This is a genomic window from Trujillonella humicola (genome assembly GCF_046233715.1).
Classification (GTDB): Bacteria; Actinomycetota; Actinomycetes; order Mycobacteriales; family Geodermatophilaceae; genus Trujillonella; species Trujillonella humicola.
Genome location: NZ_JBJNRJ010000065.1, coordinates 1 through 26,092, shown reverse-complemented (window position 1 = coordinate 26,092; position 26,092 = coordinate 1). Strand labels below are relative to the sequence as shown.

The window sequence follows — 26,092 nt, the reverse complement described above, 5'->3', positions numbered from 1 at the left end:
CCGCCCAGCACAACCCACGGACCCGACGACCCCCCGGCCACCGGCCGGCCCCCCCCCCGCCGCCCCGCCGGGACGGGCGGGAGGCCCCCGTGCGTCGCGGACGGGGCCGCGCGCGACCGACGGTAGATTGGAGCCCCGTGACCCCGACCGTGCCCGGGGCGGCGCCCCGGCCCGCGGGCACGACGCCGCTGCCCCTGACCGAGCTCGCCGACCTGGTCGGCCCGCCCGTCCAGGGCGACCCCGCGACGGCGGTCACCGGCGTCACCCTCGCCTCGTCCGACGTCCGCCCCGGTGACCTCTACGCGGCCCTGCCCGGCGCGAGGACGCACGGCGTCCGCTTCGCCGCCGCGGCCGCCGAGCGCGGCGCCCGCGCGCTGCTCACCGACCCCGCGGGTCGCGCCGACGCGTGCGCCACCGGCCTGCCGGTGTGCGTGGCCGACGACCCGCGCGCCGTCCTGGGCGCCGTGGCCGCCCGCGTCTACGGCGAGCCCGCCCGCCGGCTGCAGGTCCTCGGCATCACCGGCACCAACGGCAAGACGACGACGGCCTACCTGGTCGAGGCCGGGCTGGTCGCCGACGGCCGCGGCACCGGGCTGATCGGCACCGTCCAGACGCGCACCCGGCTGCCCGGCGCCGAGCCGGTCGCGCTGCCCAGCGCGCGGACCACGCCGGAGGCGCCCGTGCTGCACGCGCTGCTGGCCGGCATGGCCGGGTCCGGCGTCGAGGCCGTCGTCATGGAGGTCTCCAGCCACGCGCTGGTCCTGGGCCGGGTGGAGGGCGTGCCCTTCGCCGCGGCCGGCTTCACCAACCTCAGCCAGGACCACCTCGACTTCCACCGCGACCTCGAGGAGTACTTCCGGGCCAAGGCGCTGCTGTTCGACGGCCGCGCCGCCGTCGAGGTGGTCGACGTCGACGACGCGCACGGCCGCCGGCTCACCGGCATGCTCGAGGGCCGCCGGGCGGTCACCGTGGCCGGGTCCGGCGAGCGCCCGGCCGACTGGACGGCGGCGGACGTGGCCGTCGCTCCCGACGGTGGGTCCGTGTTCACCCTGCACGGACCCGGCGGGCGGTCCTGGCCGGCCCGCGTGCGGCTGCCCGGCCGGTTCAACGTGGCGAACGCGGTGATGGCCGTCGCGCTGCTGGACGCGGTCGGCGTGCCGGTGGAGACCGCGCTGCGCGGCATCGCCGGCACCGTGGTGCCCGGCCGGATGGAGCCGGTGGACGCCGGCCAGCCCTTCGTGGCCGTCGTCGACTACGCGCACACCCCCGACGCCGTCGTCACCGCGCTCGCCGCGCTGCGCGACGCCACCCCCGGGCGGGTGCTCACGGTGCTCGGCTGCGGCGGCGACCGGGACCCGGGCAAGCGGGCGGCCATGGGCGCCGCGGCCGCCGCGGGCAGCGACCTGCTCGTGGTCACCGACGACAACCCGCGCTCCGAGGAGCCGGCCGCGATCCGGGCGGCCATGCTCGGCGGGGTGCCCGCCGACCGCCGGGCCGCGGTGCTGGAGATCGGGGACCGGCGCGCGGCGATCGCCGAGGCCGTGCGCCGCGCCCGTCCCGGCGACGCGGTGCTGGTCGCCGGCAAGGGACACGAGACCGGGCAGGAGATCGCCGGAGTGGTGACGCCGTTCGACGACCGCGAGGTCCTCCGCGAGGCCGTCCGCGCCGCGCTGGCCCGGGTCGGCGCCCCGTGATCTCTCTGACCCTGGCCGAGATCGCGCAGGCCGTCGGCGGCCGGCTCCCCGCCGGCGCCGCCGACGCCGCGGTGACCGGGGCGGTCACGATCGACTCGCGGTCGGTGACGCCGGGCGACCTGTTCGTCGCCCTGCCCGGCGAGCGGGTCGACGGGCACGACTTCCTCGCCGCCGCCGCCGCGGCCGGCGCCGTCGCCGCGCTCACCACGCGGGACGACGGCGCGCTGCCCTGCGTCGTCGTCGACGAGCCGGTGGCGGCGCTGGGCCGGCTGGCCGCCGCGGTGCACGCCCGTCTGGCGGGGGGCGGACTGGTCACGCTGGGCATCACCGGGTCCTCGGGCAAGACCTCGACCAAGGACCTGCTCGGCCAGGTGCTGGCCACCGCCGGCGCCACGGTCAGCCCGCCCGGCTCGTTCAACAACGACATCGGGCTGCCGCTGACCGTCCTGTCCGCGGAGCCGTCGACCCGGTTCCTCGTCCTGGAGATGGGCGCCCGCGGGGTCGGGCACATCGCCCGCCTGTGCGCGGTCGCCCGGCCGCGGATCGGCGTCGTCCTCAACGTCGGCTCGGCCCACCTCGGGGAGTTCGGCTCGCCCGAGGGGATCGCGCAGGCCAAGGGCGAGCTGGTGGAGGCGCTGCCGGAGGACGGCACCGCCGTCCTCAACGCCGACGACCCGCGGGTGATCGGCATGGCCGCGCGCACCCGCGCCCGCGTGCTCGCCACCGGCCGCGAGGGTGGCCCGGGAGGAGGCACGGCCGACGTGCGCGCCACCGGCGTCGTCCTCGACGGGGCCGGGCGCGCCTCGTTCACCCTGGCCGCGGCGGGGGAGGAGCACCCGGTCGCGCTGCAGGTCGTCGGCGAGCACCAGGTGGCCAACGCGCTGTCGGCGGCAGGCGCCGCCCTGGCCGCGGGCATGACCCCGGCCGCCGTGGCCGCCGCGCTGTCGGCGGCGCAGGTGCGCAGCCGCTGGCGAATGGAGGTCACCCGCCGGGCGGACGGCGTCACCGTGGTCAACGACGCCTACAACGCCAACCCCGAGTCGATGCGGGCGGCGCTGGCGGCGCTGGCCGGGATGGCCGGCGACCGCCGGATCGCCGTCCTCGGCGGGATGGCGGAGCTGGGCCCCTCGGCCGCCGGGGAGCACGAGCGGCTCGGCCGCGACGCGGTGGCCGCCGGGGTCGACCTCGTCGTCGCCGTGGGGCCCGATGCGGTAGGGATAGCGACCGGAGCCCGCGCGGCGGGCGCCCGGGACGGAGAGGGGTCGGTGCACGTGCCGGACCGGGCCGCTGCCCGCCAGCTGCTGACGGAGGTGCTCGGGCCCGGCGACGTCGTGCTGGTCAAGGCCAGCCGGGCGCACGGGCTCGAGCTGCTCGCCGCCGACCTGCTCCCCGGCGGGACCGCCGCGTGAAGTCCGTCCTCATCGCCGGGGCCTTCGGGCTCATCATCTCGATCCTGGCCACGCCGCTGGCGATCCACCGGTTCCGCCGGATGGGCTTCGGCCAGGAGATCCGCGACGACGGCCCCGAGTCGCACCTGTCGAAGAAGGGCACGCCCACGATGGGCGGGACCGTCATCGTCGCGGCGACCGTCGGCGGCTACCTGATCGCCCACCTGTTCCTGCTCGGCCAGCCCGGGCGCGGGGTCACCGCCACCGGCCTCCTGCTGCTGTTCCTCATGGTGGGGCTGGGCACCGTCGGGTTCCTCGACGACTACCTCAAGATCCGCTACCGGCGCAGCCTGGGCCTGAACAAGACGGCGAAGCTGGTCGGCCAGCTCGTGGTCGGGCTGACCTTCGCGATCCTGGCGATCAACTTCCCCTCCGACGGCGTGACCCCGGCGTCGACCACCGTCTCCTACGTCCGCGACATCGCGCCGCTGGCGCTCGGTCCGGTCCTCTTCGTCGTCCTCGCCTACCTGTTCATCGCCGGCTTCTCCAACGCGGTGAACCTCACCGACGGCCTCGACGGCCTGGCCGCGGGTGCCTCGGCGATGGTCTTCGGCTCCTACGTCGTCATCTCCTTCTGGCAGTTCACCCACGACTGCTCGACGGCGCTGGAGATCGACGGCTGCTACGTGGTCCGCGACCCGCTCGACGTCACCCTCGTCGCCGTCGCGGCCATGGGCGCCTGCCTGGGCTTCCTGTGGTGGAACACGAGCCCGGCCAAGATCTTCATGGGCGACACGGGCTCGCTGGCCCTGGGCGGCCTGATGTCGGGTCTGGCGATCGTCACCCGCACCGAGCTGCTGCTGGTGGTCCTCGGCGGGCTGTTCGTCGCGGTCACCCTGTCGGTCGTGATCCAGGTCGCCTTCTTCCGCGCCACCCGGCGCCGGGTGTTCCGGATGGCCCCGCTGCACCACCACTTCGAGCTGGCGGGCTGGACGGAGAACACCGTGATCGTCCGGTTCTGGCTGGTCACCGGGATGGCGGTCGCCTTCGGGCTGGGCCTGTTCTACGCCGACTGGCTGTCGTTCACCGGCCTGTGAACGACCTGCCTGCAGGGCCCCGCCGCGGGCCTGGGAGTGGTGGGGGGCAGGGAGGTCCTCCTTCCCCGGGGCGACACGCCTGCCGGCTGCCGGGCCGCACGCCGGGGAGCGGCGACGATGGCGGGATGGACCCCACCGCAGGTCGGGCCGGGGCCGGCCGCGCCCGCGGGACGGCGGCTCCGGTGCCCGAGGCCCCGTCGCACCGCCGTCCCCGACGGCTGCCCGCCCTCCCACCCTGGCTCGACGGCCCGATGACCAGCAGCCACCTGGTGGTCGGCGCGGCCGGCATGCTGCTGGCCATCGGCCTGGTGATGGTCTTCTCGGCCGCGTCGATCAAGGCCGCGCTGGCCGACCAGCCCGCCTGGCGGCCGGGCGTCGACCAGCTGGTGTACGCCACGATCGGGTTCGCCGCCGCGCTGGTCGCCGTCCGGCTGCCCATCGCCCTGGTGCGCCGCTGGGCGCCCGTCGCGCTGCTGGTCTCGCTGGGCCTGCTGCTGCTGGTCGCGGTGCCGGGCATCGGCATGGAGCTCAACGGGTCGCGCGCCTGGTTCGACCTGGGCTTCGGCACCTTCCAGCCCTCCGAGGTCGGCAAGCTCGCGCTGGCCCTGTGGGGTGCCCACGTGCTCGCGCTGCGGGCCGGCTACCTGACCGTGCGCAGCCTGCTCGTCCCGCTCGTCCCGGTCTTCCTCGTGATGTGCGCGCTGCTCATGGCGCAGCCGGACTTCGGCGCCATGGTCACCCTGAGCCTGGTGCTGTGCGGCCTGCTGCTGGCCGCGGGTGCCCCCTGGCGGATCTGGCTGGTCTTCCTCGGCACCGGGGCGGTCGCGGTCGTGGTGCTCGTGACCGCCGCGCCGTACCGGATGCAGCGCTGGACGTCGTTCCTCGATCCCTTCGCCGACCCCACCGACTCCGGGTTCCAGGCCATCCGCGGCTTCTACGCCCTGTCCTCGGGCGGCTTCTGGGGCGTGGGCCTGGGCAACAGCGCCATGAAGTGGAACCTGCTCCCGGAGGCCGAGTCGGACTACATCTTCGCGATCATCGGCGAGGAGCTGGGGCTGCTCGGCTGCCTGGTGGTCGTCGCCCTCTACGGCGTGCTCGCGGCGGCTGGCTTCCGCATCGCCCGTCGCTCGGCCGACCGGTTCGTGCAGATGGCCAGCGTGGCCATCACCGTGTGGCTGGTCGGTCAGGCGGCGATGAACATGGGGTACGTGGTGGGTCTGGGTCCGGTCACCGGGGTGACGCTGCCGCTGATCTCGGCCGGCGGCACCTCGCTGGTGCTGACGCTGTTCATCGCCGGCCTCCTGCTGCGCTTCGCCCGGTCCGAGCCCGAGGCGATCGAGCACCTCCGCCGCCGGGAGAGCGGCCGGCTGGCCCGCGCGCTGCTGCCCGTGCCGGCCCGGGCCGTCGATCCGGTCCGGCTCCGTCCCCGGCGGCGACCCGAGGAGCCGGCGCGCCCCGCCCGCCGCCCGGCAGGTCCCGGCGCCCGCACCGTCGTCCGGGTGCCCCCCGCCTCCGCCGGTGCCGCGCCCCGCGAGCGGGCTCCGGCCCCCCGGGACCGCCGGGGCAGCGACCGGTCCCGGGCCGGCGAGGCCCGGCGGCAGCCGCCGCCGCGCGCCCGCGCCGGCGCGCCCGACGTCCCGCGGCGGCCGCGGTGACCCGCCCGGCCGGCCCGGTCGGTGTCGTCCTCGCCGGTGGGGGCACCGGCGGGCACATCGAGCCCATGCTGGCGCTCGCCGACGCTCTACTGCGCCGGGCCGGTGCGGTCCCCGGCGGTGTGCGGATCACCTGCCTGGGCACCGCACGTGGCATGGAGACACGTCTGGTGCCGGCCCGCGGCTTCGACCTGCGGCTGATCCCACCCGTGCCGCTGCCGCGCAAGCCCACCCCCGACCTGCTGCGGGTACCGGGCGGGGTGCGCCGCGCCGTCCGCGACACCCGGGCGCTGCTGGACGAGCTCTCCGCCGACGTCGTCGTCGGCTTCGGCGGGTACGTGGCGCTGCCGGCGTACCTCGCGGCCCGGGGCCGGGTGCCGGTCGTGGTGCACGAGCAGAACGCCCTGCCCGGGCTGGCCAACCGGATCGGGGCCCGGCTGGCGGCCCGCGTCGCGGTGACCGTGCCCGGCACCCCGTTGCCGCGCGCCGAGCACGTGGGCATGCCGCTGCGCACGGCGATCAGCTCGCTGGACCGGCCCGCGCGCCGCGAGGAGGCCCGGGCGGCGTTCGGGCTGGATCCCGGTCGCCCCACGCTGCTGGTCTTCGGCGGATCGCAGGGCGCGGCGTCGCTCAACCGGGCGGCCGCCGGCGCCGCCGACGTCCTCACCGCCGCGGGGGGGGGGGGGGGGGGGGGGGGGGGGGGGGGGGCGCCCCCCCCCCCCCCCGGCCCGAAGAACACCGACGTGACCGTCCCCGCCCGCGCGACCGGGCAGGCGCCCTACGTCGTCGTCGACTACCTGGAGCGCATGGACCTCGCCTACGCCGCCGCCGACCTGGCACTCTGCCGGTCGGGTGCGGTCACCGTCGCCGAGCTGTCGGCGGTCGGGCTGCCGGCGGCGTTCGTGCCGCTGCCGATCGGGAACGGGGAGCAGCGCCGCAACGCGCTGCCCGTCGTGGAGGCCGGGGGAGGGCTGCTCGTGGAGGACGCGGAGCTGTCCCCGGCGTGGATCGGCGAGCGGCTCGTGCCGCTGCTGACCGATCCCGCCGCGCTGGCCGGCTACGCGGCGCACGCCGCGGCGGCCGGCGTACCCGACGCCGACGAGCGGCTGGCCGACGTCGTCCTGGAGGTGGCTTCGCCGTGAGCGCCGCCGCGGTGGGTGCGTGGAAGGACCCGATCCCGGCCCTGGCCGAGCTGGGCGCCGTGCACTTCGTGGGCATCGGCGGCGCCGGCATGAGCGGCATCGCCCGCATCATGCTGGCCCGCGGTGTGCGCGTCTCCGGCAGCGACCGGCGCGACACGCCGACGCTGCTGGCGCTGCGCGCCCTGGGTGCCCGGGTGGAGCTCGGCCACGCGCCGGACCACCTGGGCGACGCCGACACCGTCGTCGTCTCCACCGCGATCCGGGAGGACAACCCGGAGCTCGCCGCCGCGCGCGAGCGCGGCCTGCGGGTCCTGCCGCGCGCGGTGGCCCTGGCCTCGGTCATGGCCGGCCGGCGCAGCGTGGCGGTCGCCGGCACGCACGGCAAGACCTCGACCACGTCCATGCTCACCGTCGCGGTGCAGGCCTGCGGCGCCGACCCGTCCTTCGCCATCGGCGGCGACCTCAACGAGTCGGGCAGCAACGCCCACTCCGGCGAGGGCGACGTCTTCCTCGCCGAGGCCGACGAGAGCGACCGCTCCTTCCTGCTGCTCGCGCCGCACGGTGCCGTCGTCACCAACGTCGAGGCCGACCACCTCGACAACTACGGGGACCTCGCCGCGGTGGAGGAGGCCTTCGACCGGTTCCTCGGCACCGTCGACCCCGCCGGATTCGTCGTGCTGTGCGCCGACGACCCCGGGTCGGCCCGGCTGCGCGGCGTGCCCACCCCCGCGCGGATCCGCACGTACGGCACCGATCCCGACGCCGACCTGCGGATGGTCGACGTGGAGGTCGGCAGCGAGACCACGGCGTGGACGGCGGTCCTCGACGGCGAGGTGCTCGGCCGGGTCACCATCCGGGTGCCGGGCGAGCACATGGCCCGCAACAGCGCCGCCGCGCTGCTGGCCGGCCTCGAGCTGGGGCTGCCTCCCGACGGGCTCGTCGCCGGGCTGGGCCGGTTCGGGGGCGTCCACCGGCGGTTCGAGCTCAAGGGCGTGGCCGACGGCGTGCGGGTCTACGACGACTACGCCCACCATCCCACCGAGGTGCGCGCCCAGCTGCGCGCGGCCCGGGCCGTGGCGGGGGAGGGCCGCGTGGTCGTGGCCTTCCAGCCGCACCTGTACAGCCGCACCCGGGAGTTCGCCGGCGGGTTCGGCGACGCGCTCGGCCTGGCCGACGAGGTCGTGGTGATGGACGTCTACGGCGCCCGCGAGGACCCGGTCCCCGGGGTGACCGGGGCGATGGTCGCCGACGCCGTGCCGCTGCCCGCCGACCGCGTGCACTTCGAACCCTCCTGGTCGGCGACGGCGCCGGCGCTCGCCGCCCGGGCCCGCCCCGGCGACCTGGTGATCACCATGGGCGCCGGCAACGTCGTGATGGTCGGGCCCGAGGTGCTCTCGGTCCTCTCCGGCCGGGACGCCGGGGAGACCCCGCAGCGGTGAGCCGCGCCGCCACCACCCGGGACCGCCAGCGGGGCACGCCCTCCGGCGCCCGGCGGGCCGGCCGCCGACCGCGACGGGTGCGCCCGGTCGACCCGCGGCGCCGCGCGGCGCTGCGGGTGGGGCTCGCGCTGGTCGCGGTCGCCGTGGCCGTGTGGGTGGTGTGGGGCAGCCCGCTGCTGGCCGTGTCCTCCGTGCGCGTGGACGGCGCCGGCTCGTTGACCGCCGAGCAGGTGCGGACGGCCGCCGGTGTCGAGGAGGGCACGCCCCTGCTGCGGGTCGACACCGGTGCCGCGGCTGCCCGCGTCGCGCGGCTGCCGCAGGTCGCGGCAGTGCAGGTGACCCGCGGGTGGCCGCAGACCGTGGTGATCACGGTCGAGGAGCGGGTGCCCGTCGCCGTCGTCACGCAGGCGGGCACCCGGTCGCTCGTCGACGCCGGGGGAGTCCTGTTCGACACGGTGACCGGGCAGCCGCCGGCCGGCGTGGTGCCGCTGGAGGTCGCCGATCCCGGACCCGGCGACCCGGCCACCCGTGCCGGGCTCGCCGCACTGGTCGAGCTGCCGCGCGACGTCCGCGAGCAGGTCGCCACCGTGGCCGCCGGGTCGGGCAACGAGGTGACCCTGACGCTGACCGACGGCACGACCGTGGTGTGGGGCAGCGCCTCGGACTCGGCCGGCAAGGCCGACGTCCTCGTCGCGCTGCTCGGCCAGATCGCCTCCGGTGCGCTGGAGCCGGCGGCGACCATCGACGTCAGCGCGCCCTCCGCCGTGGTGCTGCGGTAGCGCGCGGTCCCGCAGCGGGGAGCAGGCTGGGGCGGTGACCGAGACCGCCGGCCCGCAGCCGGCCAGCCGATTCCCCGTCCCGGCCCCCGAGGACCTGGACCCCGCACTGCGCGAGCGCTACGCCCGGGTCGAGGAGCGCTCGGGATTCCTCCCGAACGTGTTCGCGGCGATGGCCTGGCGCCCGGCGGAGGCACAGGGGTTCTTCGCGCTGCACGACGCGCTGATGGACAAGGAGACACCGGCGCTGTCGCGGGCGGACCGGGAACTGGTCGTGGTGGCCACCAGCGCGGCCAACGACTGCCTCTACTGCGTGGTGGCCCACGGGGCGATCGCCCGCATCCGGGCGCGCGACCCGTACCTGGCCGACCAGGTCGCGGTCGACTGGCGCAAGGCGCCGCTGTCCGCCCGCCTGCACGCGGTGCTGGACGTGGCGGTCCGGCTGGCCGTGGACCCGGCGACCGTGACGGTCGCCGACCAGGAGCGGCTGCGCGGGCACGGGCTCACCGAGGACGACGTCTGGGACGTGGGCGCCATCGTGGCCCTCTTCGCCCTGTCCAACCGGCTCGCGCACTGGGCGGCGATCCCGCCGAACCCGGAGTTCTTCCTGATGGGGCGCCTGCCGCGGGAGTGAGCGGGCCCGACACACCGAGCGACCGCGACACGCCCGAGCGGCATGTCGCCGGGAAGTTTCCTCGCCCCGGCGGGTCGGGGGCGCTGGACCGGGACGTGAGACGGAATCGCCGCGGGTCGTCACGATCAGTGGTGCCGAAGTGACCACCGGGTCGCCGGTGTCCCGTGAGGTCCTGCCGATGCGACACGCCGGGCTCGTGGCGGTGCTTGTCCGCCCCTCTGGCCACACCTAGCTTCGTCCGCGTCGACCCAGTTGACATAACTATAAGGCTTTACTTGAGGATGAGGGTCGAGGTCGGGAGCCCCACATGACACCTCCGCACAACTACCTCGCGGTCATCAAGGTCGTCGGCATCGGCGGCGGCGGGGTGAACGCGGTCAATCGGATGATCGAGGTCGGCCTGAAGGGGGTCGAGTTCATCGCCATCAACACCGACGCGCAGGCGCTGCTGATGAGCGATGCCGACGTCAAGCTCGACGTCGGCCGCGAGCTCACCCGCGGGCTGGGCGCCGGCGCGCAGCCCGACGTCGGGCGGCAGGCCGCCGAGGACCACCGCGAGGAGATCGAGGAGGTGCTCAAGGGCGCCGACATGGTCTTCGTCACGGCCGGCGAGGGAGGCGGCACCGGCACCGGCGGCGCGCCCGTCGTCGCCTCGATCGCCCGCAAGCTGGGCGCGCTGACCATCGGCGTGGTGACCCGGCCGTTCTCCTTCGAGGGCAAGCGGCGCGCGGTGCAGGCCGAGTCGGGCATCGAGGAGCTGCGCAACGAGTGCGACACGCTCATCGTGATCCCCAACGACCGGCTGCTGCAGCTGGGTGACCGCAACGTCAGCGTGATGGACGCCTTCCGGACCGCCGACCAGGTCCTGCTGTCCGGTGTGCAGGGCATCACCGACCTGATCACCACGCCCGGCCTGATCAACCTGGACTTCGCCGACGTGAAGTCGGTCATGTCCGGGGCCGGGTCGGCGCTGATGGGCATCGGCAGCGCCCGCGGGGACAACCGCGCGCTGCTCGCCGCCGAGCAGGCGATCGCCAGCCCGCTGCTGGAGGCCTCGATGGAGGGCGCCCACGGGGTGCTGCTGTCGATCTCCGGCGGGTCCGACCTGGGCCTGTTCGAGATCAACGAGGCCGCCTCGCTGGTCTCGGACGCGGCACACGCCGACGCCAACATCATCTTCGGTGCGGTGATCGACGACGCCCTGGGCGACGAGGTGCGGGTGACCGTCATCGCGGCGGGGTTCGACAGCGGCCGTCCCAGCGCCCGCAAGGACACCGGCCTGGGCAGCGTGGCGGCTGCCGCGCCGGTCGCCCCGGTGGCGCAGCGGGCCACCCCGGCGCCGGCACCGCAGCCGGTCCGTCCGGTCGCCCCGGCCGCTCCCGCGGCCACGGGGGAGCGGCTGGTCGGCCAGGCCGGTCCGGTGCCCGCCGCCGCGCAGCCGTCGCGGCCCGCGGCGCCGGCCGCCGGCGGGATCACCGTGCCGCCGCTGCCGCCGATCCCCGGTCCCGTCGCCGCGAACCCGGCTGGCCGCCGGCCGCTGTCGAGCGAGGACTTCGAGGAGGAGCTGGACATCCCGGAGTTCCTCCGCCAGTGAGGAAGGACCCCCCTGCCCCCCACGGCTCGCGAGCTCGCCGCGGGCCCCTGCAGGAGGGCCGATGAGCGACACCCCGGCCGCCCCCGCGGCGGTGCGACCCCGCAGGGTCGTCACCGACCGGCGGGGCGGCCGGTCCGCGCCGCCCCACGACTCCTTCAACCTCGGCACGCACGTCGGCGACGACCCGGCCGACGTCGCCGCGAACCGCGACCGGCTGGCCCGTGAGCTCGGCGTCGGTGCCGACCGGCTGGTCTGGATGGACCAGGTGCACGGCACGGGTGTCGCGGTCGTCGACGCTCCCGTCGAGGGGCCGCTGCCGGGCACCGACGCCGTCGTCACCGCCACTCCGGGCCTCGTGCTCTGCGTGCTGGTCGCCGACTGCGTGCCGATCCTGCTCGCCGACTCCGACCGGGGCATCGTGGCGGCGGTCCACGCCGGGCGGGAGGGCCTGCGGAAGGGCGTCGTCCCCGCCGCGCTGTCGGCGATGGCGAGCGTCGGGGCGCGGGCCCGGCACGTGTCGGCACTGCTGGGCCCCGCGGTCTGCGGGGCCTGCTACGAGGTCCCCGCCGCCATGCAGGCCGACGTCGCCCGGGTCGCACCGGCCGCGGCCACCCGCACCCGGCGCGGCACCCCGGGGCTGGACCTGCGCGCGGGGGCCGAGGAGGTCCTGCGCCGCGCCGGCATCCCGGAGGTCGTGCACGACCCCCGCTGCACGGTCGAGGACCGGCACCTGTTCTCGCACCGGCGCGACGGCGTCACCGGCCGCCAGGCGGGCGTGGTCTGGCTGGGCTGACGAGCATCCCCGTCCCCGCCTCCCGCCGAAGTGGCCACTTCGGCGGAAGCCGCCGAAGTGGCCACTTCGGCGGGAACCGGGCGGCGGGGGAGGATGGCGGCATGAGCGCGCTCGCCGACTCCCTGCGCGCCGTGCGCGAGCGGATAGCGGCCGCCGCCCGCGCCGCCGGGCGCGACCCGGCCTCGGTCGGGCTGCTCGCCGTCAGCAAGACCCGGCCCGCCGACGACGTCCGGGCGCTGGCCGCGCTCGGTCACCGCGACTTCGGCGAGAACCGCGCCCAGGAGCTGGCGGCCAAGGCGGCCGAGCTGGCCGGGGTCGACCTGCGCTGGCACTTCGTCGGCCAGCTGCAGCGGAACAAGGCCGCGGCCGTGGCCCGGCTCGGTGCCGTGGTGCACTCGGTGGACCGGGCCTCCCTGGCCGGCGTCCTCGGCCGCGTCGGCGTGGAGACCGGGCGGCCGGTCGAGGTCTACCTGCAGGTCGACCTCGGCGGGCCCGAGGGGGAGCTCGCCGCCCGGGGCGGGGCCGCGCCGGCCGACGTCCCCGCTCTCGCCGACGCCGTCGCCGAGAGCGAGGGACTGCGGCTGCTCGGGCTGATGGCGGTGGCCCCCCGCGGGGAGGAGTCGGCGGCCGCCTTCGCGCGGCTGGCCCGGCTGGCCGCCCGGGTGCGCGCCGACCACCCGGAGGCCGGCGGGCTCTCGGCGGGGATGAGCGGGGACCTCGAGGCGGCGGTCGCGGCGGGTAGCACGCTCGTGCGTGTCGGAACCGCGATCTTCGGCGCCCGGCCCCTACCCTCCCCGTCAGATGAGGCTCACCAGCCACGCGAGTCACACCAGTCACACGGACCCCGCGGGTCCGAGTAGAGGGGGAGGTCCGATGGCCGGAGCCATGCGGAAGATGGGCATCTACCTCGGGCTCGTCGAGGACGACGACGCCCGCGCCTACGGCCGGTACGACGCCCGTCAGACCGACGACCGCTACGACGACCGCCGCTACGGCCGCTACCTCCCCGAGGACGGCTACGACGACGGGTACCTCGACGGCCACCGCGAGGGGCTGGACCGGCACGGCGACCCGCGCCACGAGTACTACGACGACGACCTGGCAGCACCCGAGCCGCAGCCGGCGCCCGAGCCGGTGGCCCTGCGTCGTGCCGGGTCGGCCCGCAACCTCGGCCTGGCCCCCACCGCCGGCGCGGGGGGCTCGGCGCGGACGCCGGCAGGCGCCACCGCCGCGGGCGGCGCCGCGGCCGCGCAGGTCCGCGAGCCCGTGGTCGCCCGGGCGCCGGAGCCGGCCCCCGAGCCGGCGCCGGTCCCGCAGCCCTACCGCATCACCACCCTGCACCCGCGCACCTACAACGAAGCCCGCCAGATCGGCGAGAGCTTCCGCGACGGCATGCCGGTGATCATGAACCTCACCGAGATGGACGACGCCGACGCCAAGCGCCTCGTCGACTTCGCCGCCGGTCTGTCGTTCGGGCTGCGCGGTAGTATCGAGCGCGTCACGGCGAAGGTCTTCCTGCTCAGCCCGAGGGACGTCGACGTGACCGCCGAGGACAAGGCGAAGATCCGCGAGGGCGGCTTCTTCAACCAGTCCTAGGCGCCGCCGGCTGTCCGTGGCCGGTGGTCGGCGCGGCACGACGGTGCCCCTGGACGAGCGAGGACCGTGGCTCTCTTCTGGACGATCGTCTCGTCGGTGCTGCTCGTCTTCCTCGTGCTGCTCTTCGCGCGGTTCGTGGTCGACTGGGTGATGGTGCTGGCGCGCAGCTGGCGGCCGTCGGGGCTGGTCGCGGCCGGCCTGGAGGTGGTCTACGCGACCACCGATCCCCCGCTGAAGGCCGTCCGCCGGGTCATCCCGCCGCTGAACCTGGGGTCCATCCGGCTGGACCTCGGGTTTATGGTTCTCCTGATCGCCGTGTACATCCTGCGCAGCATCACGACCCAGCTGGCCTGGGCCGCGTGAGTCCCGATCTGCTCAGTCCGCGGCGTCGCCGCGCGTCGGGTGGCAGCTGCCGCCGCTCGTCCGAGAACGTCCCTGTTCCCGCCGTCCGACCCGAGGTGAGCTAGGTGCCACTCACTCCCGCCGACGTCCACAACGTCGTCTTCAAGAAGCCCCCGATCGGCAAGCGGGGCTACGACGAGGACGAGGTGGACGCCTTCCTCGACGTGGTCGAGGCGGAGCTCGCCCGGCTGATCGAGGAGAACAACGAGCTGCGCGCCAGCAGCCGCGGTCCGGCGACCGTGGTCGAGCCGACCCCGGCTCCCGCTCCGGCCCCCGCGCCGGTGCAGGCGCCCCCGCCGCCGGCCCCGCGCGAGGACGACAGCGCCCGCGCGTCGCGCATGCTGGCGCTGGCCACCGAGACGGCCGACCGGTACGTCAACGAGGCCAAGGCGCAGGCCGACGAGATGGTGGCCAGTGCCAAGACCACCAGCGACCGGATGGTCACCGACGCCCGCGCCAAGAGCGAGCAGATGGTCAGCGAGGCCAAGATGCGCGCCGACACCATGATCGGTGACGCCCGCACCCGCGCGGAGACCATGGAGCGCGAGGCGCGCGCCAAGGCCGCTGCCCTGGAGCAGGACGCCGAGCGCCGGCACGCCGAGGTCGTCAGCGGCCTGGAGCAGAAGCGCAGCAGCCTCGAGCGGAAGATCGAGGAGCTGCGCACCTACGAGCGGGAGTACCGCACCCGTCTGCGGTCCTACCTCGAGTCCCACCTGCGCGACCTCGACGGCCGCGGCTCCGCCGAGCCCGCGCCGGCCGGCCGGCAGAACCAGCACGCCTCGGCCTGATCACGCCGCACAGGGCCCCCGGACCGCATCGGTCCGGGGGCCCTGTCGCGTCCGGGGACGGGTGCGTGCTCGAGGGGCGGTGCCGGCGCATGCCCGGCTAGAGTCGAGCGGTGATCTTGACGGCCGGACTGCTCGTCCTCGCGGGACTGGGCCTGTTCGTCGGGGGACTGGCCACCGGGACGACGAGCTTGTACTGGGGCTGCGTGGCGTGCTGCGCGGCGGCCGCCGTCCTGCTCATCGCGGTGCGGCTGCGGCCGGCGCCCCGCGTCGCCCCGGCCGCCGAGCGTCGCGCTGCCGACGACCGGGCCGCCGAGCGGCGGGCCGCCGGTGGCGCGGGGAGCCGGGCGGACGAGCCCGGCCGCGGCGCCTCCGCGCCGTCCGCGGGCAGCGGCGCGCCGGAGGGACGGCGCTCCCGGCACGCCGCCCCGGAGGTCACCGCCCCGGGGGGCACCTCGCCGGAGGGCACCGCGCCGGAGGACACCGCCGCAGAGGTCACCGCGCCGGAGGACGTCGCGCCGGAGGGCATCGCGCCGGAGGACGTCGCGCCGGAGGGCATCGCGCCGGAGGACGACGGCGCCGGAGCAGGCGACCGGCCGCCGGCGGGCGGGGAAGCGGGCGTCGGAAGCGGGTCGGGCGGTGGGCCGGAGGCCGCCGGTGACGGTGGAGCCGAGCCGCCGGTGGCTGCGGTGCGCCAGCCGACCGCCCGGGCCGCCGACGACGGCGACGACCCGGCGGAGGAGGACGTCGAGGTCACCGACATCCTGCTCGTGGTCGACCTGCGCGACCAGGTCCTGGTCGTCGACGAGCACCCCCGCTACCACCTCACCGGCTGCCGGTGGCTGCGCGGGCGCCCGACCATCCCGCTGCCGGTCAGCGAGGCGCGCAGCGACGGCTTCACGCCGTGCGCGGTCTGCCGGCCCGACAGCCACCTGGCCGACGTCGCCCGCGCCCGCCGGGCCGCCTCCTCCTGACCGGGGCCGCGGCCCGGCGGATCGCTCAGCCGGCGCGGACCACCCAGAAGCGCGAGCCGCCGGGACCCTCCACCCCGGGGCCCTCCCCGGACGTGCCGGCGTGCACCGCGGTCGCGAGCACCTCGGCGGCCACCGACCCGGCCTGCTCGGTCAGCGCCTGGGCGATCGGGCCCTCACCGGTCCAGCGCAGCTCGATCCGGTCGCCGACGGCCAGCCCGGCGGCCTTGCGGGCCTCCTGCACCAGCCGGACGGCCTCCCGGAGCAGCCCGGCGCGCTCCAGCTCGGGGGTGAGGGCGAGGTCCAGCGCGACGGTCAGCCCGCCACCGCTGGCCACGGTCCAGCCCTGCCGCGGGGTCTCGGTCACCACCAGGTCGCCCTCGGCCAGGGGCACGACCTCGCCGTCGACGTCCACCGACGCGGTGCCGGCGCGGTAGTCGGCCACCAGCGCGCGGGCGTCGGCGGCGGCCACGGCCGTCGCCACCGCCTGCACCCGCTTGCCCAGCCGGCGTCCGACCGCGCGGAAGTCGACCTTGACGCTCACGTCGACGAGCTCGCCCTCCACCGCCGAGAGCTCGGTCAGCTCCAGCACGTTGAGCTCGTCGGCGACCTCGGCGACCAGGTCGCGGGGCAGCTGAGCCCAGCCCGGAGCGGCCACCAGCGCGCGGGCCAGCGGCTGGCGGGTGCGCACCTTGGCCGACGTCCGGGCCGAGCGGCCCAGCTCCACCAGTCGGCGCACCAGCGCCACCTGCTCCACCAGCTGCGGATCGCGGGCCCCGGCGTCGACCTGCGGCCAGGAGGCCAGGTGCACCGAGTCGACGGCGTCCTCGCGTCCGGGACGCACCGCCCGCGTCCACACCTCCTCGGTGACGAAGGGGGTGAAGGGCGCCATCAGCCGGGTCAGGCCGTCGAGGACCTCGTGCAGGGTGCCGAGGGCTGCCGGGTCGCCGTCCCAGAACCGGCGACGGGACCGGCGCACGTACCAGTTGGAGAGGTCGTCGACGAACTGCGCGAGCAGCCGGCCGGCGCCCTGGGTGTCGAAGTCCTCGAGCGCCGCGGTCACGCCCTCCGTGACCTCCGCGAGCGTGGCCAGCGCCCAACGGTCGAGCAGGGGCCGCTCGGCCGCCGGGGGAGCGCCGTCCCCACCCGGCCCGCCCCAGCCGTTGGTCTCGGCGTAGAGGGTGAAGAAGCTCGCCGTGTTCCAGTAGGTCAGCAGGACCTTGCGGACCACCTCGGACAGCGTCTCGTGGCCCACCCGGCGGGCCGACCACGGCGAGCCGCCGGCCAGCATGAACCAGCGGACGGCGTCGGCGCCGTGCCGGTCCATCAGCGGGATCGGCTCGAGGATGTTGCCCAGGTGCTTGCTCATCTTGCGGCCGTCCTCGGCCAGGATGTGCCCCAGGCAGAGCACGTTCTCGTAGGAGCTCCGGTCGAACACCAGGGTGCCGACGGCCATGAGCGAGTAGAACCAGCCGCGCGTCTGGTCGATGGCCTCGCAGATGAACTGCGCCGGGTAGGCGGCCTCGAACTGCTCCTGGTTGCGGTACGGCGCGCCCCACTGGGCGAACGGCATCGACCCGGAGTCGTACCAGGCGTCGATGACCTGCGGCACCCGGCGGAAGGTGCCCTCCTCGCCGGGCAGCGTGAAGGTGACCTCGTCGATGAAGGGCCGGTGCGGGTCCAAAGCGGACAGGTCGCGGCCGGTCAGCTCCGAGAGCTCGGCGAGCGAGCCGACGGCGACCACGCGGGAGGGATCGGCGTCGTTGCGCCAGATCGGCAGCGGCGTGCCCCAGTACCGGTCGCGCGACAGCGCCCAGTCGACGTTGTTGTGCAGCCAGTCGCCGTAGCGGCCCCACTGGATCGTCTCGGGATACCAGCGGGTCTTCTCGTTCTCGGCCAGGAGCCGGTCCTTGACGGTGCTGGTGCGGATGTACCAGGACGGCTGCGCGTAGTACATGAGCGGCGTGTGGCACCGCCAGCAGTGCGGGTAGCTGTGCTCGTAGCGCTGCTCGCGCCACAGCACGCCGCGCGCGGCCAGGTCCTCGACCAGCGACTCGTCGGCCACCTTGAAGAAGCGCCCGCCGACGAGGCCGACCTCGGGCAGGAAGTGGCCGGTGGAGTCGATCGGGTTCACCACCGGCAGGCCGTAGCCGCGGCAGACGGTGAGGTCGTCGGCGCCGAACGCGGGGGACTGGTGGACCAGGCCGGTGCCGTCGTCGGTGGTGACGTAGTCGGCGAGGACGACGTAGTGGGCATCCCCCTCGGGGAAGTCGACGAGCTCGAACGGCCGCCGGTAGTGCACCCGCTCCCAGTCGCGGCCGCTGGTGCGGGCCAGGACCTCGCGCGGGGAGTCGGGGCCGAGGACGGCGTCCACCAGCGGCTCGGCGACGACGACGGTGGCCTCTCGGCCGTCGTGCTCGGTGCGGACGACGACGTAGGTGACGTCGGGGTTGACCGCGACCGCCGTGTTGGACGGCAGCGTCCACGGCGTCGTCGTCCAGATCAGCAGGTCGGCCCGGCCCGCCCACTCCCCGCTGGTGACCGGCAGCCGCACGTACACCGAGGGGTCGGTGATCGACTCGTAGCCCTGGGCGACCTCGTGGTCGGACAGGCCGGTACCGCAGCGCGGGCAGTACGGGGCGACCCGGTGGTCCTCGACCAGCAGGCCCTTGTCGAAGACCTGCTTGAGCGACCACCAGACGCTCTCGACGTACTGCGGGTCCATCGTCCAGTAGGCGGTGGACATGTCGACCCAGTAGCCCATCCGGCGGGTGAGCTCGGAGAACGAGTCGACGTGCCGCAGCACCGACTCCCGGCACCGGGCGTTGAACTCGGCGATGCCGTACCGCTCGATGTCGGGCTTCCCGGCGAAGCCCAGCTCCTGCTCGACGGCGATCTCCACCGGCAACCCGTGGCAGTCCCAGCCGGCGCGGCGCGGCACGTGCCAGCCCTGCATGGTCTTGAAGCGGGGGAAGACGTCCTTGAACGCCCGCGCCTCGATGTGGTGCGTGCCCGGTCGCCCGTTGGCCGTCGGAGGCCCCTCGTAGAAGTTCCACTGCGGCCGGCCCTCGGTGTCGGCGAGGCTCCGGGCGAAGACCTCCGCCTCCTCCCAGCGGCGCAAAACCTCGTGCTCCAGGGCGGGCAGGTCGACCTGCGGGGGCAGCGCCCGGAAGGGCCCGGAGGGCGAGGAGTGGACGGGACCGGGAGAGCTCACGGCACCATTGTCCCCGAGCCGTCGAGCGCGTTGACCGGGGTGTGCGACGCTGCCGGACCGGCCCCGGGCACGGGTACGGGAGACTGCCCCCGTGACGGGGGCCGGGCGGTGAACACCACGGTCACCGTGGCGCTCGCGGTCGGCGCGCTGGTGGTGCTGGTCGCCGCCGTGGCGCTCCGGCTGGGCCTCCCGAGCCTGCTGCTCTACCTGGCCCTCGGCCTCGCCCTGGGCGAGAGCGGCCTGGGCGTGCAGTTCGAGGACGTCGAGCTCACCCAGACCCTCGGCGTCGCCGCGCTGGTCGTGATCCTCGCCGAGGGCGGCCTGACCACCCGGTGGGCGGACCTGCGCCGGGCGATCGGGCCGGGGCTGACGCTGGCCACGGTCGGGGTGGCGGTCAGCGTGGCCGTCACCGCCGGGATCTCCGTGTGGCTGCTCGACGTCTCCTGGGGGTTCGCGCTCCTGCTGGCGGCCGTGGTGAGCTCCACGGACGCCGCCGCCGTGTTCGCCACGCTCCGCCGGCTGCCCCTGCCCCGCCGGCTCGCGGCCTCGCTGGAGGCCGAGAGCGGTCTGAACGACGCGCCGGTGATCCTCCTGGTCGTGGTGCTCGCCGCCCACCTCACCGAGGGTGCCGGCGACCCGTGGTGGCTGGTCGGGGTGGACGTCGTCGTGCAGCTCCTCGGCGGCGCCCTGTTCGGGGTGGGGGTGGGCGCCGGCGGAGCCTGGCTGCTGCGTCGCGTCGCGCTGCCGGTGTCCGGGTTCTACCCGCTGGCCACCCTGGCGCTGTGCGTGCTGGCCTTCGCCACGGCCACGTTGCTGCAGACGTCGGGCATCGTGGCCGTCTACCTGTGCGGGCTGGTCCTCGGCAACGCCACCCTGCCGCACCGCAGCGCGAGCGTCGGCTTCGCCGAGGGCATGGCGTCGCTGGCCCAGATCGGCCTGTTCGTGCTGCTCGGGATGCTCGCCTCGCCGACCCGGCTGGGTGAGGCGCTGCTCCCCGCGCTGCTCGTCGGCGGGGCGCTGCTGCTGGTGGCCCGGCCGGTCTCCGTGCTGCTCAGCCTCGTCTGGTTCCGATTGCCCCTGCGGCAGCAGGCGTTCCTCTCCTGGGCGGGCCTGCGCGGCGCGGTGCCGATCGTCCTGGCGACGTTCCCGGTCGCCGCGGGGGTGGACGGGGCGCAGCGGATCTTCGACACCGTCTTCGTGCTGGTCGTGGTCTTCACCCTGGTGCAGGGCTGGTCGCTGCCCTGGGTGGCCCGGAAGCTGGACATCTCGGCCCCGGTGGTGCCGCGGGACGTCGAGGTCGAGGCGGCGCCGCTGGAGACCCTCGACGCCGAGCTGATGCAGCTCACGGTGCCGCCGGGCTCGCGGCTGCACGGTGTCTACCTGCCGGAGCTGCGGCTGCCCGAGGACGCCGCCGTCGTCCTCATCGTGCGGGACGGGCGGTCCTTCGTGCCCGAGCAGACCACCCGGCTGATGCGCGGCGACCAGGCACTGCTGGTGTCGGCGCGGCGCTCGCGGGCCGAGGCCGAGCGCCGGCTGCGGGCGGTCAGCCGCGCCGGCCGGCTGGCGAGCTGGCGCGGGGAGACCGGCTCGCCCACCGGGGCCGACTGATCACGGTGCGGAACTGCACTTCTGCACGGCGCAGAACTGCACTTCTGCACGGTGCGGAACTGCACTTCTGCACGGAATCGGCGAGGGGGCGCCGGGAACTGGGGACGCTCGCGCACCTGTGGACGCCGGAGCCGTGCGGGAGGCCGCCCGGCAGCAGGATCCCGCGGCATGCCGATCAGCAGGCGGGGGCCGGAAGGTGTGTTCGTCGGGTCGCACGCGATCTCCGAGGGGTTGCTCACTCGCCGTCGACTGGCCGAGGGGCCGTACTTCCGTGTCCTCCAAGGCGTCTGGGCCGATGCCTCCCAGACTCGTGACCACGGGCTCCGCTGCCGGGCGGCGGCGCTGTTGATGCCCCCGGGAGCCGCTCTGGGTGGCCGCTCGGCTGCCGCGCTCCTGGGGGCTCCTGCCCCGGGCTACGGCGACCCCGTGACGGTCGTCGTCCCGGGTTCGTCGACGTGGAGGGGGCCGGTCGGTGTCCGAGTCCACCGGACCGACATCGCGCCGTCGGACGTCGAGCTTGGAGGCGACGGCGCACCGCGCACCACGCCCCCGCGGACCGCGTGGGAGCTCGGAGTCCTGGAGACGACGTCGACGGCGGTCGGAGTGCTCGACCAGATGCTGCGGACGGACCTGCTGCACGAGACCGACCTCACCGCACTGCTCCGTGCGCGGAAGGGGCGACGCTGGTCCCGCCGAGTGCGGACGGCATTCGAGCTGGTCGACCGGCGCAGCGGTTCCCCGCCGGAGTCCTGGGTGCGAGTGGCCCTGGCACTCGCCGGCGTGCCGGCCCCGGTCGTGCAGTACGACGTCGTCGATGGAGGCGGATGGCTGGCGACGGTGGACCTCGCGTGGCCGGAGGCGCGACTGATCGTCGAGTACGAGGGCGAGTACCACTTCGACGACCTGCAGATCACGAAGGACGACGGGCGGTTGGCCGGTGTCGTGGCCGCCGGGTGGCGGGTGATCCGGTTGGCGGCGCACGACCTCCGGTCCATGGACGAGGTGATCGCACGGATCCGGGCCGCGCTCGCCGTCGTCCCCTGAGGTCGTGCAGAACCGCCATTCCGCCCGGTGCAGAACTGCACTTCTGCACCCAGGGGATCAGGCGACGAGCTCGAGGGTCTTCGTGGTGTCGGCCCGGACCTCGGCCAGCAGCACCGGGTCGGCCGACAGGCTGCGCCCGTAGGAGGGGATCGCCTCCTGGAGCCGGGGCCGCCAGGCCTCCGCGTGCTGCGGGAAGCAGCGCTCCATCAGCGTGAGCATCGCCGAGACAGCCGTGGACGCGCCCGGGGAGGCCCCGAGCAGGCCCGCGATGGTGCCGTCCGCGCCGGTGATCAGCTCGGTGCCGAACTGCAGCACGCCCTTGCCGCTCGCCGGGTCCCGCTTGATGACCTGGACCCGCTGGCCGGCGGAGATCACGTCCCAGTCGCCCTGCTCGGCCAGCGGCACGAAGCCCTGCAGCGTGCGGTGCCGCGCGGCGCGGGACTGCAGCAGCTCGCCGATCAGGTACCGGGTCAGCGCCAGCTCGGTACGGGCCACGCCCAGCATCGAGCCGAGGTTGTTGGGCTTGACCGACAGCGGCAGGTCGAACATCGACCCGGCCTTGAGGAACTTCGGCGACCAGCCGGCGTAGGGACCGAACAGCAGCGAGTACTCGCCGTCGACCAGGCGCAGGTCCAGGTGCGGCACCGACATCGGTGGCGCGCCGACCGCTGCCTGGCCGTACACCTTCGCCTGGTGCCGGGACACCAGCTCGGGGGAGCGGGTGCGCAGGAACTCCCCGCTCACCGGGAAGCCGCCGAAGCCGCGGATCTCCGGGATCGCGGCCTTCTGCAGCAGCGGCAGGGCGCCGCCGCCGGCGCCGACGAAGACGAACCGGGCGTGCACGGTGCGGTGCTCGCCGGTGACGACGTCCTTGACGGTGACCTTCCAGCGGCCGTCGCCGGTCCGCTCGAGGTCGCTCACCCGCTGGCCGACGTGCACGTGCACGCCCCGGGTCTCGGCCTCGGCGAGCTGCAGCCGGGTGAGGGCGCCGAAGTTGACGTCGGTCCCTGCCGCCGCGCGGGTGCCCGCGACCACCTCGCCGGGGTCGCGCCCGGCCATCATGAGGGGGACCCACTCGGCGAAGGTCGACGGGACGTCGGTGTACTCCATGCCCTCGAAGAGCGGGTGCGAGGCCAGGGCGGCGTACCGCTGGGCCATGTAGGCCCGGCCGGCCTCCCCGGTCACGAAGCTGATGTGCGGGACCGGGGTGATGAAGTCCTTCGGCGAGCCGGTCAGGCCGTTGCGCACCAGGTGCGACCAGAACTGCCGGGACAGCTGGAACTGCTCGTTGATCGCCACGGCCTTGCCCGGGTCCACCCGACCGTCGGGGCCGGCGGGGGTGTAGTTCAGCTCGCACAGCGCGGCGTGCCCCGTGCCCGCGTTGTTCCAGGCGTCGGAGCTCTCGCCGGCGACCGCCGGTCCGGACTCGAAGACGGCGACGCTCCAGCCGGGGGCGACGAGACCGAGCAGCGACGCGAGGGTAGCGCTCATGATGCCGCCGCCGACGAGGACTACGTCGGGGTCGGTGGCGGGGGCGAGCTCGGTGGACACATCTGCCTCTCTGACCGGTGTACGAGGTCCGACTCACGACCATCGGCCACTCCCGGCCCGGGCACGCCCCTCCGGAGGTGTGAGATGCGTCGTACCCGCCATGAGATGGATCACGCGGGTGCCGGTGGTGGCGGGGGCGCCCGGCGGAGCGGCGCGGGTGGCCGGGCTATCGTCGGGGGACCGCCCGGCCGAGCTGCGGCCCCCCCGACACCCCAGGAGCGCGTGCTGTCCGCTGAGCCCGAGGACGCCCGCGAAGGTCCCGGCGAGGGCCCCGGAACCGCCGGGGCGGCCGCCGCGGGCGCCTCCCGCCGTCCGCTCACCCGCCTGCTGCTCGGGATCGCCGTCGCCGTGCTGGCGCTCGACCTGGTCACCAAGCTGCTGGTCGTCGCCACGCTCGACCGCGGCGAGGACGTCCGGCTGCTGGGCGGAGCGCTGTACCTGACCCACGCGCGCAACACCGGGGCGGCCTTCTCCTTCGCCGAGGGCTTCACCGTGGTGTTCACCCTGATCGCCGTGGTGGTGTCTGTGGTGATCGTGCGGGTCGCCCGCCGGCTGTTCTCCCTGGGTTGGGCAGTGGCGCTCGGCCTGGTGCTCGGCGGCGCGGTGGGCAACCTGGTCGACCGCGTGTTCCGTGACCCGGGTCCCCTGCGCGGCGGCGTCGTCGACTTCATCTCCGTCTTCGGGCCCGGCGGCGAGTTCTTCCCGATCTTCAACGTGGCCGACTCCGCCATCACCTGCGGTGGGGTGCTGGGCGCGCTGCTGGCGCTGCGCGGCATCGAGTTCGACGGCTCCCGCACCGGCTCCTCGCGCGAGGAGCGGCCGCGCGGCTGAGCGCGGGCCGACCCCCCGGCGGCGGTGCGTCCCGCCGTCGGCACGGCCGGTCACAATGGACCCGTGAGCAGCTCTCCGGGCACGTACCGCGCGCTGCCGGTGCCCGACGGGCTGGAGGGCCAGCGGGTCGACCAGGCGCTGTCGCGGCTGTTCGGGCTGACCCGGACCGCCGCGGCCGACCTGGCCGACGCCGGGGTGGTCGTGGTCGACGGGCGGGTACGCGGCAAGGGCGACCGGCTCTCCGGCGGCAGCTGGCTGGAGGTGGAGCTGCCCCCGCCACCGGGCGAGCCGCCCGCGCCGCAGCCCGTGGTCGGGATGACCGTGGTGCACGACGACGACGACCTGGTGGTGGTCGACAAGCCCGTCGGCGTCGCCGCCCATCCGAGCCCGGGCTGGGAGGGGCCGACCGTGGTCGGCGGCCTCGCCGCGGCCGGCTACCGCGTCTCGACGTCGGGGGCGGCCGAGCGGCAGGGCGTCGTCCACCGGCTGGACGCCGCCACGACCGGCCTGATGGTCGTGGCCAAGAGCGAGCGGGCGTACACCGTGCTCAAGGCCGCGTTCAAGGAGCGGACGGTGGACAAGGGCTACCACGCGCTCGTCCAGGGGCACCCGGACCCGTCCCGCGGCACCATCGACGCCCCGATCGACCGGCATCCGCGGCACGACTGGAAGTTCGCCGTCGTCACCGGCGGCCGGCCCTCGGTGACCCATTACGAGGTGCTCGAGGCGTTCCCCGCCGCCAGCCTGGTCGGCATCCACCTCGAGACCGGCCGCACCCACCAGATCCGCGTGCACTTCTCCGCGCTGCGCCACCCCTGCGTCGGCGACACGACCTACGGCGCCGACCCGACGCTGGCCGCCCGCCTGGGTGTCGGTCGGCAGTGGCTGCACGCGGTCCGGCTCGGATTCGAGCACCCGGCCGACGGCCGCTGGGTCGAGTTCACCAGCGACTACCCCGCCGACCTCGCCGGCGCGCTGGCGGTCCTGCGGGCCGAGGCCCAGGGCTGACCCGTGGACGGGCTGCCGGTGTCGCTGGCCGACTACGGTCCGGCCGCGCTGTCGGCCGTCGTGGTGGCTGCCTACCTGGTGGTGGGGGAGCCGGTGGTCGGCGCCGTCCTGCACCGGCGGTTCGAGGGCCGGCTGCGCACCGATGCCGGCGCCCGCCGCTCGTTCTACCGGCGGCTGCTGGTCCTCGAGTGGGGGCTGGCGCTGCTCGCGCTCGTCATCTGGCTGTCCGCGCCGGGGGTGGACGCCGCGGCGGTCGGGCTGGCGTGGCCGGACGGCTGGCCGGGGCCGGTGGCCGGGACCCTCGCACTGCTCGTCGTCGTCTTCGTCGTCGCCTCGACCCGCGTCCTGCGGGGCGGCGCGCTCGTCCGGCCGCCGGTCCGTGTCGACGGCGAGGGCCGGCACGCCGAGCTGCCGGTGCACGCGACGCTGGCGCTGCTGCCGCGCACCCGCGCCGAGCGCCGGCTGTTCACCGTGGTGGGGGTGACCGCGGGCGTCTGCGAGGAGTGGCTCTACCGCGGGTTCTTCCTGGCCGTGGTCGCCGCGGTCGCCGGCGACCTGCCGGCGGGCGTGCTGGTGGCGGTGGCCGCCGTGGCCTTCGGCCTGGCGCACGCCTACCAGGGCGTGGGGGGCGTGGTGACCACCGGCGTGCTCGGGGCGGTCATGGCGGCGCTGTACCTGGACACCGGCTCGCTGCTGCTGCCCGTGCTGCTGCACGCCCTGATCGACCTGCGCTTCCTCGCCGTTCCCGCCCGCGCCCTCCCGCCCATGGGCGCCCGGTGAGACACCCTCTGTCAACCACCGGCTCAGGCGGCGTTGCCGAGGGCTCGGTTGCGGTTGGCTTGGTGGACGCCCTCGTCGTAGAGGACGCCTCGG

The 26,092-nt window shown here is 75.6% G+C and carries 22 protein-coding genes; 20 read left to right on the top strand and 2 right to left on the bottom strand.

All coding sequences use genetic code 11. The features are described 5' to 3' along the window. Nucleotides 1-137 precede the first annotated feature (137 nt). The 15 genes from ACK586_RS22435 (at nt 138) to ACK586_RS22365 (ending at nt 15,966) form a co-directional block, all read left to right on the top strand. A complete protein-coding gene (locus ACK586_RS22435) occupies nt 138-1,694 on the top strand; it encodes a UDP-N-acetylmuramoyl-L-alanyl-D-glutamate--2,6-diaminopimelate ligase (RefSeq protein WP_409332737.1) in 1,557 nt (518 codons plus the stop codon). After that, complete coding sequence (locus ACK586_RS22430) at nt 1,691-3,103, top strand: UDP-N-acetylmuramoyl-tripeptide--D-alanyl-D-alanine ligase (RefSeq protein WP_409332736.1); 1,413 nt, start codon at nt 1,691-1,693, stop codon at nt 3,101-3,103. The genes ACK586_RS22435 and ACK586_RS22430 overlap by 4 nt, the downstream gene beginning before the upstream one ends. Next, the gene (gene mraY, locus ACK586_RS22425; protein WP_409332735.1) at nt 3,100-4,179 is read left to right on the top strand and encodes a phospho-N-acetylmuramoyl-pentapeptide-transferase; all 1,080 of its coding nucleotides are present in this window, start codon (nt 3,100-3,102) and stop codon (nt 4,177-4,179) included. Before ACK586_RS22430 ends, mraY begins: the two co-directional genes overlap by 4 nt. Before the next feature lie 251 nt (nt 4,180-4,430). Further along, nucleotides 4,431-5,834 carry a putative lipid II flippase FtsW gene (gene ftsW, locus ACK586_RS22420; protein ID WP_409332734.1) on the top strand — a complete coding sequence of 468 codons (1,404 nt, stop codon included), beginning with the start codon at nt 4,431-4,433 and terminating at the stop codon, nt 5,832-5,834. Then, complete coding sequence (murG, locus tag ACK586_RS22415) at nt 5,831-6,973, top strand: undecaprenyldiphospho-muramoylpentapeptide beta-N-acetylglucosaminyltransferase (protein ID WP_409332733.1); 1,143 nt, start codon at nt 5,831-5,833, stop codon at nt 6,971-6,973. Before ftsW ends, murG begins: the two co-directional genes overlap by 4 nt. After that, on the top strand, nt 6,970-8,412 hold the full coding sequence (gene murC / locus ACK586_RS22410; protein ID WP_409332732.1) for a UDP-N-acetylmuramate--L-alanine ligase: 1,443 nt from the start codon (nt 6,970-6,972) through the stop codon (nt 8,410-8,412). Before murG ends, murC begins: the two co-directional genes overlap by 4 nt. Further along, nucleotides 8,409-9,191, top strand: a complete 783-nt coding sequence (locus ACK586_RS22405) for a cell division protein FtsQ/DivIB (protein ID WP_409332731.1) — start codon at nt 8,409-8,411, stop codon at nt 9,189-9,191. Before murC ends, ACK586_RS22405 begins: the two co-directional genes overlap by 4 nt. A 34-nt stretch (nt 9,192-9,225) precedes the next feature. Continuing rightward, nucleotides 9,226-9,822 (top strand): peroxidase-related enzyme, encoded by a 597-nt coding sequence (locus ACK586_RS22400; RefSeq protein WP_409332730.1) that lies wholly within the window; start codon nt 9,226-9,228, stop codon nt 9,820-9,822. Between the two features lie 307 nt (nt 9,823-10,129). Next, on the top strand, nt 10,130-11,416 hold the full coding sequence (gene ftsZ, locus ACK586_RS22395; protein WP_409332729.1) for a cell division protein FtsZ: 1,287 nt from the start codon (nt 10,130-10,132) through the stop codon (nt 11,414-11,416). A 61-nt stretch (nt 11,417-11,477) separates the two neighbouring features. Further along, the gene (gene pgeF / locus ACK586_RS22390; RefSeq protein WP_409332728.1) at nt 11,478-12,209 is read left to right on the top strand and encodes a peptidoglycan editing factor PgeF; all 732 of its coding nucleotides are present in this window, start codon (nt 11,478-11,480) and stop codon (nt 12,207-12,209) included. Nucleotides 12,210-12,310: 101 nt separating this feature from the next. Further along, entirely contained in the window at nt 12,311-13,069 is a 759-nt protein-coding gene (locus tag ACK586_RS22385; protein ID WP_409332727.1) for a YggS family pyridoxal phosphate-dependent enzyme, read from the top strand. Nucleotides 13,070-13,082: 13 nt separating this feature from the next. Next, a complete protein-coding gene (locus tag ACK586_RS22380) occupies nt 13,083-13,805 on the top strand; it encodes a cell division protein SepF (protein ID WP_409332726.1) in 723 nt (240 codons plus the stop codon). Between the two features lie 66 nt (nt 13,806-13,871). Next, nucleotides 13,872-14,168: a YggT family protein gene (locus ACK586_RS22375; protein WP_409332725.1), complete on the top strand. Its 297-nt coding sequence runs from the start codon at nt 13,872-13,874 to the stop codon at nt 14,166-14,168. A 104-nt stretch (nt 14,169-14,272) separates the two neighbouring features. Next, complete coding sequence (locus ACK586_RS22370; RefSeq protein ID WP_409332724.1) at nt 14,273-14,995, top strand: DivIVA domain-containing protein; 723 nt, start codon at nt 14,273-14,275, stop codon at nt 14,993-14,995. 110 nt (nt 14,996-15,105) lie between these two features. After that, on the top strand, nt 15,106-15,966 hold the full coding sequence (locus ACK586_RS22365; protein ID WP_409332723.1) for a hypothetical protein: 861 nt from the start codon (nt 15,106-15,108) through the stop codon (nt 15,964-15,966). A 25-nt stretch (nt 15,967-15,991) separates the two neighbouring features. On the opposite strand, the gene ileS is transcribed toward ACK586_RS22365, so the two are convergent. Then, nucleotides 15,992-19,177 (bottom strand): isoleucine--tRNA ligase, encoded by a 3,186-nt coding sequence (gene ileS / locus ACK586_RS22360; RefSeq protein ID WP_409332722.1) that lies wholly within the window; start codon nt 19,175-19,177, stop codon nt 15,992-15,994. Nucleotides 19,178-19,285: 108 nt separating this feature from the next. Here ileS and ACK586_RS22355 point away from each other — a divergent pair, with 108 nt between their 5' ends. Together ACK586_RS22355 and ACK586_RS22350 are read left to right on the top strand one after the other, a co-directional pair. Then, entirely contained in the window at nt 19,286-20,785 is a 1,500-nt protein-coding gene (locus ACK586_RS22355) for a potassium/proton antiporter (RefSeq protein ID WP_409332721.1), read from the top strand. Between the two features lie 426 nt (nt 20,786-21,211). Further along, nucleotides 21,212-21,829, top strand: a complete 618-nt coding sequence (locus ACK586_RS22350) for an endonuclease domain-containing protein (protein WP_409332720.1) — start codon at nt 21,212-21,214, stop codon at nt 21,827-21,829. Between the two features lie 57 nt (nt 21,830-21,886). Here ACK586_RS22350 and mqo read toward each other — a convergent pair whose 3' ends face one another. After that, nucleotides 21,887-23,380, bottom strand: coding sequence for a malate dehydrogenase (quinone) (gene mqo / locus ACK586_RS22345; RefSeq protein WP_409332719.1), 1,494 nt, complete (start codon nt 23,378-23,380; stop codon nt 21,887-21,889). Between the two features lie 222 nt (nt 23,381-23,602). Here mqo and lspA point away from each other — a divergent pair, with 222 nt between their 5' ends. The 3 genes from lspA to ACK586_RS22330 all read left to right on the top strand — a co-directional run bounded on the left by lspA (nt 23,603) and on the right by ACK586_RS22330 (nt 25,999). After that, a complete protein-coding gene (lspA, locus tag ACK586_RS22340; RefSeq protein WP_409332718.1) occupies nt 23,603-24,211 on the top strand; it encodes a signal peptidase II in 609 nt (202 codons plus the stop codon). Between the two features lie 63 nt (nt 24,212-24,274). Further along, nucleotides 24,275-25,219 (top strand): RluA family pseudouridine synthase, encoded by a 945-nt coding sequence (locus ACK586_RS22335; RefSeq protein WP_409332717.1) that lies wholly within the window; start codon nt 24,275-24,277, stop codon nt 25,217-25,219. 3 nt (nt 25,220-25,222) lie between these two features. Next, complete coding sequence (locus ACK586_RS22330) at nt 25,223-25,999, top strand: CPBP family glutamic-type intramembrane protease (RefSeq protein ID WP_409332716.1); 777 nt, start codon at nt 25,223-25,225, stop codon at nt 25,997-25,999. Nucleotides 26,000-26,092 lie beyond the last annotated feature (93 nt).